Origin of the sequence: Umezawaea sp. NPDC059074 (genome assembly GCF_042738955.1) — a bacterium.
In the GTDB taxonomy this organism is placed as follows: Bacteria; Actinomycetota; Actinomycetes; order Mycobacteriales; family Pseudonocardiaceae; genus Umezawaea.
The window spans coordinates 1-8,502 of record NZ_JBHYHC010000228.1; the positions used below are offsets into that span (position 1 = coordinate 1).

Genomic DNA, 8,502 nt, shown 5'->3' on the forward strand with positions numbered 1-8,502 from the left:
GCGCCCCCCCGGCCCCCTCACTCTTCCTGCCCCCCCACTCCCGGCCCCCCCCCCCGGCCCCCGACGGCGCCGGGCGCGCCGACCCGCCGGTGGGACTTCAGCGCGTCGGGCGTGCTGCGCTCGATCGAGGAGTCGCTCACCAGGCTGGACCTCGACCGGATCGACATCGCGCTGGTCCACGACCCGCAGGAGCACCTGTCCTGGGCGCTGGACTCCGCCTACCCGGCGCTCGACCGGCTCCGGGCCGAGGGCGTGGTCGGGGCGATCGGCGTCGGCACCGGCGACATCGGCGCGCTCACGGCGTTCGCGAAGCACACCGACGTCGACGCGCTCATGGTCGCCGGACGGCTCACCCTGCTGGAGCAGCCCGCGCTGGAGGAGGTCGTGCCCGCGTGCGCGGCCGCCGGGATCTCGGTGCTCAACGCGGGCGTCTTCAACTCCGGCCTGCTCGCCGCGACGCACCCGTCCGAGACCTCGCGCTACGAGTACGCCGCCGCGTCGCCGGAGCTGCTGACCCGCGCCCGGCGGCTGGCGGACCTGGCCACGGCGGCGGGCAGCACGCTGCCGCAGGCGGCCCTCAAGTTCGCGGCCCGCGACCGCGCGGTCGCGTCGGTGGTGATCGGCGCGGACAACCCCGTCCAACTCGCCACCAGCGTGTGGCTGGCCGAAGACCCCCGCCCGCTGGACCGGCTCTGGGACGAGCTGGCCGCCGCGGGCCTCCTCCCACTCGACACACCAAGGTGATCATGGATCTGCGCCTCGACCTCGCGGGACCGCTCGACGTCCGCCCCCTCGACCACTTCTGGAGTCGGGTGGTCGGCGCGGGCCGGGCGAACGAGGGCCTCCGCGCCGACTGGCAGCGGCAGCTCGTGACCGCCCGTGAGCTGGGCGGATTCCGGTACCTGCGGTTCCACGGGCTGTTCCACGGCGACATGTTCGTCTACCGCGAGGTCGACGGGGTCGTCCAGCCGTACTTCCAGTACGTCGACCTGCTGTTCGACGCCATCCTCGAGGCCGGGATGCGGCCGTTCGTCGAGTTCGGCTTCTCCCCGCCGGAGCTGGCGCGCGAACGGGCGACCGTCTTCTGGTGGGGTGCGAACGGCTCGCCGCCCACCGACTACGCCAAGTGGGCCCAGCTGGTCCGCGCGACCGTGGAGCACTGGGTCGCCCGGTACGGGCTCGACGAGGTGCGGGAGTGGTACTTCGAGGTGTGGAACGAGCCCAACCTGGCGCCGTTCTTCCGCGGCACCAAGTCGGAGTACTTCGAGCTGTACCGCGTCTCGGTCGAGGCGATCCGGTCCGTCGACGCCTCGTTGCGCGTGGGCGGGCCCGCGACCAGCAACTTCGTCCCCGACACCCGGTTCGACGGCGAGACCGAGGACCTGTCCCAGCACGAGGTGGTGCTCACCGCGGAGAACCTGGACGCCCTCGACTGGAAACCGGTCTGGCTCGACGACTTCCTCGCGTTCTGCGCCGCCGACGCCCTGCCGGTCGACTTCGTCTCCTGCCACCCGTACCCCACGGACTGGGCGCTCGACGAGCACAGCCAGGGGCGGAAGCTGACCCGCGGCGTCGACGCCACGCCCACGGACCTGCGGACGCTGCGCGCGCTGGTCGACGCGAGCGCCTACCCGGACGCCGAGATCCACCTCACCGAGTGGAACTCCAGCTCCAGCCCCCGCGACTACACGCACGACTACCCGCAGGCCGCCGCGTACGTGGTGAAGGCGAACCTGGAGTCGCTGGGCCTGGTGGACAGCCTGGCGTACTGGACGTTCACCGACGTGTTCGAGGAGAGCGGGGCGGGGCAGGAGCCGTTCCACGGCGGGTTCGGGATGCTCTCCCAGCACGGGATCCCCAAGCCCACGATGCACGCCTACCGGATGCTCGGCGCGCTCGGCGACGAACTCCTCCTCCAGCGCGGTGGCGCGGTCGTGACGCGGCACAGCGGGACGGGTGACCTCGCCGCGGTCCTCTACCACTACCCCGACGAGGTCGTGCTCACCGTGCCCGGCTCGTTCGACACCCGCGACGCCGCCGACCGCACGCTCGCCACCGGCTCGACCCTGCCGGTGTCGATCCGGATCGAGGGGCTGCCGCCGCGCACGGCGTACCGGCTGGAGGTGGTCGACGCCGACCACGGCTCGGCGATGGCCGAGTGGGAACGGCTGGGCAGCCCCCTCAACCTCTCCAGGGCCGACGCCGCCACCCTCCGCGCCAAGGCGGCGGGCGGCGCCGTCGAGGAGTTCACGACCTCGGAAGAGGGCGTGCTGGACGTCCGGGCGACGCTGCGCCCGTGGTCGGTCGCGCTGCTGGCGAGGTCAGGAGTCGAGGGCCTCCGCGACTGACGCCGCGAAGGTGACGTGGTGGTCCATCCCGGCGAGCGTGATCAGCCGGACCACCGGGCGGGAGCCGACCACGCGCAGGTCGGCTCCTCGGCGGACCACGGCCACGACGGAGGCCAGGCCCACCGAGTCGCAGAACGACACGGCGCGCAGGTCCAGCACGACCCGGCCGGAGCCCGCGTCGACGTGGACCAGGTTCCGGTTCAGCTCGGGTGCGGTGTCCGCGTCGAGTTCGCCCGAGACGGTGACGAGCACGGTTCCGGCCGAGCGGACCACTTCCACGAAGAATTCATCGTCCGATTTCGCCATCACGGTGAAACTATCGGGATCGGCGTACTGGTTCGTTACTGGTTTGATTCCTGGCCGCAGTGGGTACAACCGGCTGGAAAAGCGTGGAAATGTGCGCTCTGACCTGCGTGGACGGCAATCGTGACGAACTTTCCTCATTTGCAGGTAAAGCGTCCGAATGGCACCCCGTGAATTCCCCCGTTCGGAGGAGGATCACGCGGTGGGTGCCGGGCGCACGTGTGGTGCGGGGCATGTGAGTTCCGCCCACACGGTCTTGCCGAGGCGGTGCAGTGACACTCCCCACCTGCGGGACAACCGGCTGACCATGATCAACCCACGGCCACGCGCGGAACCCAACCGCGATTTCCCGACAACGGGCATGTCGTCGCGGCCGGAATCGCCGACCTCGATGTGCACGGTGACCGGTCGACCTGTCCGCCACACGTGCAGTCGGCGCGGAGCGTGCCCGTGGTCGAAGGCGTTGCTCACCAATTCGGTCACGACCAGTTCCGCGTCGGCGACGCAGTCCTCGTCCTCTCCGCGCAGTGCCGCGCGAATGAGCCCGCGCAGTTCCCGCAATGGTGGTCGCGCGTACTCGCGCAGGTCGACGTCGAGATCCGGTGTCGATCCCAGTGCGTTCTCGTTCACCCCGGCGTCCATTTCGGGTGGGTACCCGCGCGGGGGAGCGGTACACGCCCTCCGGCGTCATCCGGTCACGCGGCGGATGGTGGCGATGGGTCCGATGCCGTCGATCAGGCCGACCTTCACCGGCTCGCCCTCGGTCGACGCGTGCACGGCCGTCGTGCCGTCGATCGCCAGCGCCACGTGGCTCAGCGTGTCGTAGTAGAGCACCAGATCGCCCGCCCGCACCTGGTCGCGCGGCACTGCCACGCCGACCAAGGCCTGTGCGTACGTGGTGCGGGGGACCAGCACGCCCGCCGACCGGAACGCCGTCATGACCAGGCCCGAGCAGTCGAACGAGTCGGGGCCGACCGCGCCCCACACGTACGGCTTGCCGACCTGGGCCAGGGCGAACCGGACGGCGTCGCCCGCCGAGCCCTCCGCCGCGGGAGCCTCCACGCGGGGACCCGTGCCCGCCAGCACGGCCCGGTCGGCACTGGACAGCAGGTCCAGCGCACGGCGGACCTCCACCACCTCCGCGTCCAGCCGGGTCTGCCGCCGCTCGGCCTCGGCCGCGGCGTCTGAGGCCTCGTCGGTGAGCCGTCGCGCGGTGTCGCGCGCCTCGTCGGCGGTCCGGCTCGCCCCGGTCGCGGCGGCGCTCGCGTCGTCCGCCTCGCGCTGGGCGAGCGAGGCGTCGGTCGCGGCCACGTCCGCCGCGGCGACCAGTTCGCCCTGCCGCTCGGCGAAGACGTCCATGATCATGGCCGCGTCGAGGAACTCCTCCGGCGAGTCGCTGCTGAAGACGGCGGCCAGGCCGTTGAGCCGCAGCCCCTTGAAGGAGATCTCCACGACGTGGTCGACCTCGGCGCGCAGTCCGGCCTCGACGGTCCCGGCCCGGTCGGCCGCGTCGTCGGCCTCCTGCTGGACCGGTCCGCGGCGGCCGTCGCGTCGTCCAGCGCGGCCCGCTTGTCGGCCAGGTCCTGGCGGGCGGTGAGGACGTCCTCGCGGCTCAGCTCGTCGAAGCGGTCCGTTGTGGACTCCTGCGTCACGGCGACGCCCGGCGGCCCCGACACGCCGATCAGCGCGACCACCAGGGACAGCAGGATGGGCGGTGACGTCGTTCGGGCGGTCATCGGTGGCTCCTCTTGGGAGGGACGCGGCTGGTCGCCCGAAGCTAGGCCGGATTCCGCCGGTGCTTGCGGAGTGCTCGAGGTCCGGCCGACCCCGCCCGGAAGTCGACTCGGGACCGTCGGTCCCATGAGGACCAGCACCCCGGTGGAACCCGCACAACGAGGTGGGTGAGCGAGCCCGCGAAGATCCTGGTCGTCGAGGACAGCCCCAGGATCAGCTACCTGATCGAGCTGGCGCTCGGGGACGCCCGACTGGACGTGTGGGCGGTGGGCGACGGCACGCTGTCCGTCGCGCGGGAGCGGGCCTCGGACGTCGTGCTGCTGGCCCTCGGCCTCCCCGCCCCGGACGGCGTCGAGGTCTGCCGTCGGCTGCGCGGCTTCTCCAACGCCTACGTGCTGATGCTGACCGGCCGCGCCGAGGAGGTGGACAAGCTGATCGGCTGTCGGTCGGCGCGGACGACTACCTCACGAAGCCGTTCTCGCCGCTGGAACTGCTGGCCCGTGTGCAGGCCATGCTGGCGGGGCCGCCCGGAGAATGCCGGCCCGGTTGAGATCGACCCGCTGGCGCGCGAGGTCTGGGTGAACGGCGCGGCCGTGGAGCTGACGAGGATCGAGCTCGACCTGCTGGCCGCGCTGATTGACAACGCGCGCCAGGTGCACACCCGCGACCAGCTCCGAGAACGGCCGACGTGCACATGTCGAACCTGAGGCGCAAGCTCGGCGCGACGGGGGAGACCGGGATGATCACGACGGTGCGGGGGATCGGCTACCGGTACGTCCCCGGAGGCCACTCGTGAGGGTCCTCGTGGTCGACGACGACGACGAGGACACCGCCGAGGTGCTGGCGCTGAGCCTGGTCGCCTACCGGGGCTGGGACGTCGTGTCCGCGACGACGGGCGTTGGAGGTCTGCTGGTCGGGCCACGTGGACGTGGTGCTGCTCGACGTGGGCATGCCGGTCATGAACGGGCCGGGCGTGCAGGCCGACCCTCGCACCGCGGCCCTGCCGGTGATCCTTGACCGCGCTGCCCGACCCGCGACTGCACCTGCTCGGCGCGATGGCCGTGCTGCCCAAGCCGTTCGAACCGGCGAGGATCGGCGACCAGGTCGCCGCGCTCCTAGGCCTGCCACCAGGCCCAGTCGACATCGGGGCCCGCCTAGGGGAGCGCCACTCGGAACGCGCTCCCGCCGCCGTAGGCAGGCTCGGCCCGGATGCGCCCGCCACGCGCCTCGACGATCTCGCGGTCCCGGTCCGGCGCTGGCTGGGAACGTCGAACTGGACGAACGGTTCGAAGATCTCGTCCAGCTGCCCTTGGGGGCGTGGTCGCGGACCTCGATCCACGCCCAGGGGCCGTCCTTCCCGCAGGTGACGGCGACCCCGGTCCCCTCCGGTGACACGCGCACCGCGTTGACCAGCAGGTTCGTCACCACCTGCACGAGCCGGTCGGCGTCGCCGCGCACCGTCGCGGTGGCCGCCCACGTCGCCGTCACGGCCACGCCCGCGCGCTCGGCGACGTCGTCGACCGCGTTCACCGCCTGGGAGACGACCTCGGTCAGCCCGATGTCGTCCAGCCGCAGGTGGAGGCGCCCGCGGTGCACCTGGTGCAGGTCCACGACGTCCTGCGAGAGCCGGACCAGCCGGTCGGTGTTGCGCGCGGCGATGTCCACGAGCCCGGCCACCCGCGGCGGCAACGCGCCGAACCGGCCGGACGCGATCAGCTCCAGCGACCCGTGGATCGACGTCAACGGGGTCCGCAGCTCGTGGCTGACGATGGAGACGAAGTCGCGTCGAGCGCGTTCCGCCGCCTCCTCCCACCGGGTGACCTGGACGACCGCGCACTCCAGCCGCACCCACTCGGCGAGCTCGCCCAGCTCCTCCCGCTGCCGCGCGGTGAACCGGCGGGGCACGCGGTCCAGCACGCACAGGGCGCCGACGAGGTGGCCGGACGGGGCCGCCACGGGGTGGCCCGCGTAGAAGCGGACGTGCGCGGGGCCGAGCACGGCGGGGCTGGTGGCGAACCGCGGGTCGGTCGAGGCGTCCGACACCTCGAAGTACCGCCCCGCGTCGATCGTGGCCGAGCAGAACGAGGTGCCGCGCGCCAACTCCCGCGGGCCGCCACCCGCCGATGACTTCGCCCACTGGCGGTCGACGTCGACCAGCGTCACCTGGGCGATCGGCACGTCGAACAGGTCGCGCGCCAGCCGGGTGATCCGGTCGAACCTGTCCTCCGGCGGGGTGTCGAGCAGGTTCAACGCGCGCACGGCGGCTATTCGCTCCACTTCGGTGTTCCGGTTCTCGCTCGGCACCGCTGCCCGCCCGTCTCGTGGAGGCCCTTACCGGGAGTATCGGTTTTCCAGTGGGGTCATTACGTTTTTCGTGGTCTCGATCGGGTGGAATCAGGCGCGGTGTGGCTCCTGTGGGTGAATCACAATTCTCACTTTCGGGTGATGTCCCGCGGAAGGGTCGAGCGTGGTGACAGCCCTGGTGGTGGTCATCGACGGCGGGAGAGCGGTCGTTACCGGATCGGTGGACGTCCCCGGTCATTTCTTCTTCTGTTTTTCCGCTGTGTCTTTTCGTGGTTTCCGCCATCGCGTCCCGCGTGGACCGGGCGGACGTACGGTCCGGGATGTGCGGCGCTCGTTCCGCGCCGTTCCCCATTCCGCTCGTACCACGGAAGGCCGCGTCATGAACCGCGATCCAGTTCGGACCGGGCGTTTCGACCGAACGCGCTGGAGCGCGGCGGCCGGGCTCGTCACCGCGGCGAGCACGCTGGTGGTGATCGGCCTGCTGGCGGGCCAGACGAAGGCGTACGCCGTCGAATCGCCGGTGGACCTCGGCACCGCGGGGAGCTACTCGGTGCTGGGCGGCCAGGCGGTCACCAACACCGGCCCCAGCACGCTCCAGGGCGACCTCGGCGTCAGCCCCGGCACCGCGATCACCGGGTTCCCGCCGGGACTCGCGGCCGGGGCGACGCACCAGGCCGACGCCGTCGCCGAACAGGCCCAGTCCGACCTGGTGATCGCCTACGACGACGCCGCGGGCCGCGCGCTGACCGCGAGCGTGGCGGGTGATCTGGTGGGGCAGACGCTGCCCGGCGGCGTGTACAAGTCGACCGGTCCGCTGGCGCTCAGCGGAACGCTGACGTTGGACGGCCAGGGCGACCCGACCTCGGTGTTCCTGTTCCAGGTGGCGTCCACGCTGATCACGGCGTCGGCGAGCAGCGTGAGCCTGATCAACGGCGCGCAGGCCTGCAACGTGTACTGGCAGGTCGGCAGCTCGGCCACTCTCGGCACGAACTCCTCGTTCGTCGGCACGATCCTCGCTCTGACCTCGATCTCGGTCACCACGGGCGCGGTGGTGGAGGGCCGGGCGCTGGCCCGCAACGGCCAGGTCTCGCTGGACACCAACGTCTTCACCACGCCGGGCTGCGACACGCAGCCGACGACGACCACGACGGAGTCGACCACCACGACCGACGACACGACCACGACCACCACGCCGACCACGACGGACGACACCACCACGACCACCGAGTCCAGCACCACGACGACGGACTCCAGCACCACGACCACGGACTCGACCACCACCACGACTCCCACCACCACGACGGAGTCCACGACCACCACCACGCCGACCACGACGACGGACGAATCCACGACCACGACGACACCGACGACCACGACGGAGGGCTCAACGACGACGACCACTCCGACCACGACGACGGAGTCGACGACCACGACCGCACCGACCACCACCACCACCACCGAGTCGACGACCACCACCGCACCGACCACCACCACGGAGTCGACGACGTCGGACACCACGACCCGGCCCGAGGAGACGACCACGACCGACACCTACGCCTCGGACACCTCCACCACCGACCAGTGGACCGCGGGGGCCGAGGGCACGACCGAGGGCGGGGCCGCGTGGACCGGTGGTCCGGGACCGGGTGACTACCCGTCGGGGGTGTCCGGCCTCGCGAGCACCGGGGTGAGCAGCGGCCTGGTCACCGCCGTCGCGATCGGCGTGCTGCTGCTCGTCGGCGGTGGCCTGCTGCTCGTGACGATGCGCTCCCGCAAGCCGCGCCGACCGTGATCGACGCGGGCTGACCAGGGG

Annotated in this window: 10 protein-coding genes; 5 read left to right on the forward strand and 5 right to left on the reverse strand. The window is 71.8% G+C overall.

Annotated elements, in window-relative coordinates:
* Together ACFWW9_RS44675 and ACFWW9_RS44680 are read left to right on the forward strand one after the other, a co-directional pair.
* Positions 1–744: aldo/keto reductase (locus tag ACFWW9_RS44675; protein WP_390389486.1), on the forward strand; the 744-nt coding region annotated here is incomplete at its 5' end.
* A 2-nt stretch (positions 745–746) separates the two neighbouring features.
* A complete protein-coding gene (locus ACFWW9_RS44680) occupies positions 747–2,348 on the forward strand; it encodes a hypothetical protein (RefSeq protein WP_390389488.1) in 1,602 nt (533 codons plus the stop codon).
* Here ACFWW9_RS44680 and ACFWW9_RS44685 read toward each other — a convergent pair.
* The 4 genes from ACFWW9_RS44685 to ACFWW9_RS44700 all read right to left on the reverse strand — a co-directional run bounded on the left by ACFWW9_RS44685 (position 2,322) and on the right by ACFWW9_RS44700 (position 4,387).
* On the reverse strand, positions 2,322–2,654 hold the full coding sequence (locus ACFWW9_RS44685) for an STAS domain-containing protein (protein ID WP_390389490.1): 333 nt from the start codon (positions 2,652–2,654) through the stop codon (positions 2,322–2,324). The two genes, ACFWW9_RS44680 and ACFWW9_RS44685, sit on opposite strands and share 27 nt — an antisense overlap.
* Positions 2,655–2,846: 192 nt before the next feature.
* A complete protein-coding gene (locus tag ACFWW9_RS44690; protein WP_390389492.1) occupies positions 2,847–3,293 on the reverse strand; it encodes an ATP-binding protein in 447 nt (148 codons plus the stop codon).
* A 45-nt stretch (positions 3,294–3,338) separates the two neighbouring features.
* The gene (locus ACFWW9_RS44695; RefSeq protein ID WP_390389494.1) at positions 3,339–4,103 is read right to left on the reverse strand and encodes a C40 family peptidase; all 765 of its coding nucleotides are present in this window, start codon (positions 4,101–4,103) and stop codon (positions 3,339–3,341) included.
* Positions 4,013–4,387: a hypothetical protein gene (locus tag ACFWW9_RS44700; RefSeq protein WP_390389496.1), complete on the reverse strand. Its 375-nt coding sequence runs from the start codon at positions 4,385–4,387 to the stop codon at positions 4,013–4,015. The genes ACFWW9_RS44695 and ACFWW9_RS44700 overlap by 91 nt, the downstream gene beginning before the upstream one ends.
* Before the next feature lie 165 nt (positions 4,388–4,552).
* Here ACFWW9_RS44700 and ACFWW9_RS44705 point away from each other — a divergent pair, with 165 nt between their 5' ends.
* Both ACFWW9_RS44705 and ACFWW9_RS44710 read left to right on the forward strand, forming a co-directional pair.
* Positions 4,553–5,092 carry a response regulator transcription factor gene (locus tag ACFWW9_RS44705; protein ID WP_390389498.1) on the forward strand — a complete coding sequence of 180 codons (540 nt, stop codon included), beginning with the start codon at positions 4,553–4,555 and terminating at the stop codon, positions 5,090–5,092.
* Positions 5,080–5,181, forward strand: coding sequence for a winged helix-turn-helix domain-containing protein (locus ACFWW9_RS44710; protein ID WP_390389500.1), 102 nt, complete (start codon positions 5,080–5,082; stop codon positions 5,179–5,181). Before ACFWW9_RS44705 ends, ACFWW9_RS44710 begins: the two co-directional genes overlap by 13 nt.
* Here the strand turns inward: ACFWW9_RS44710 and ACFWW9_RS44715 are convergent.
* Positions 5,151–6,662, reverse strand: coding sequence for a histidine kinase dimerization/phospho-acceptor domain-containing protein (locus ACFWW9_RS44715; protein WP_390389501.1), 1,512 nt, complete (start codon positions 6,660–6,662; stop codon positions 5,151–5,153). The genes ACFWW9_RS44710 and ACFWW9_RS44715 overlap by 31 nt on opposite strands.
* A gap of 406 nt (positions 6,663–7,068) precedes the next feature.
* On the opposite strand from ACFWW9_RS44715, the gene ACFWW9_RS44720 reads away from it, so the two are divergent.
* Positions 7,069–8,481 carry an ice-binding family protein gene (locus ACFWW9_RS44720; protein ID WP_390389504.1) on the forward strand — a complete coding sequence of 471 codons (1,413 nt, stop codon included), beginning with the start codon at positions 7,069–7,071 and terminating at the stop codon, positions 8,479–8,481.
* The last annotated feature ends 21 nt before the right edge of the window (positions 8,482–8,502 follow it).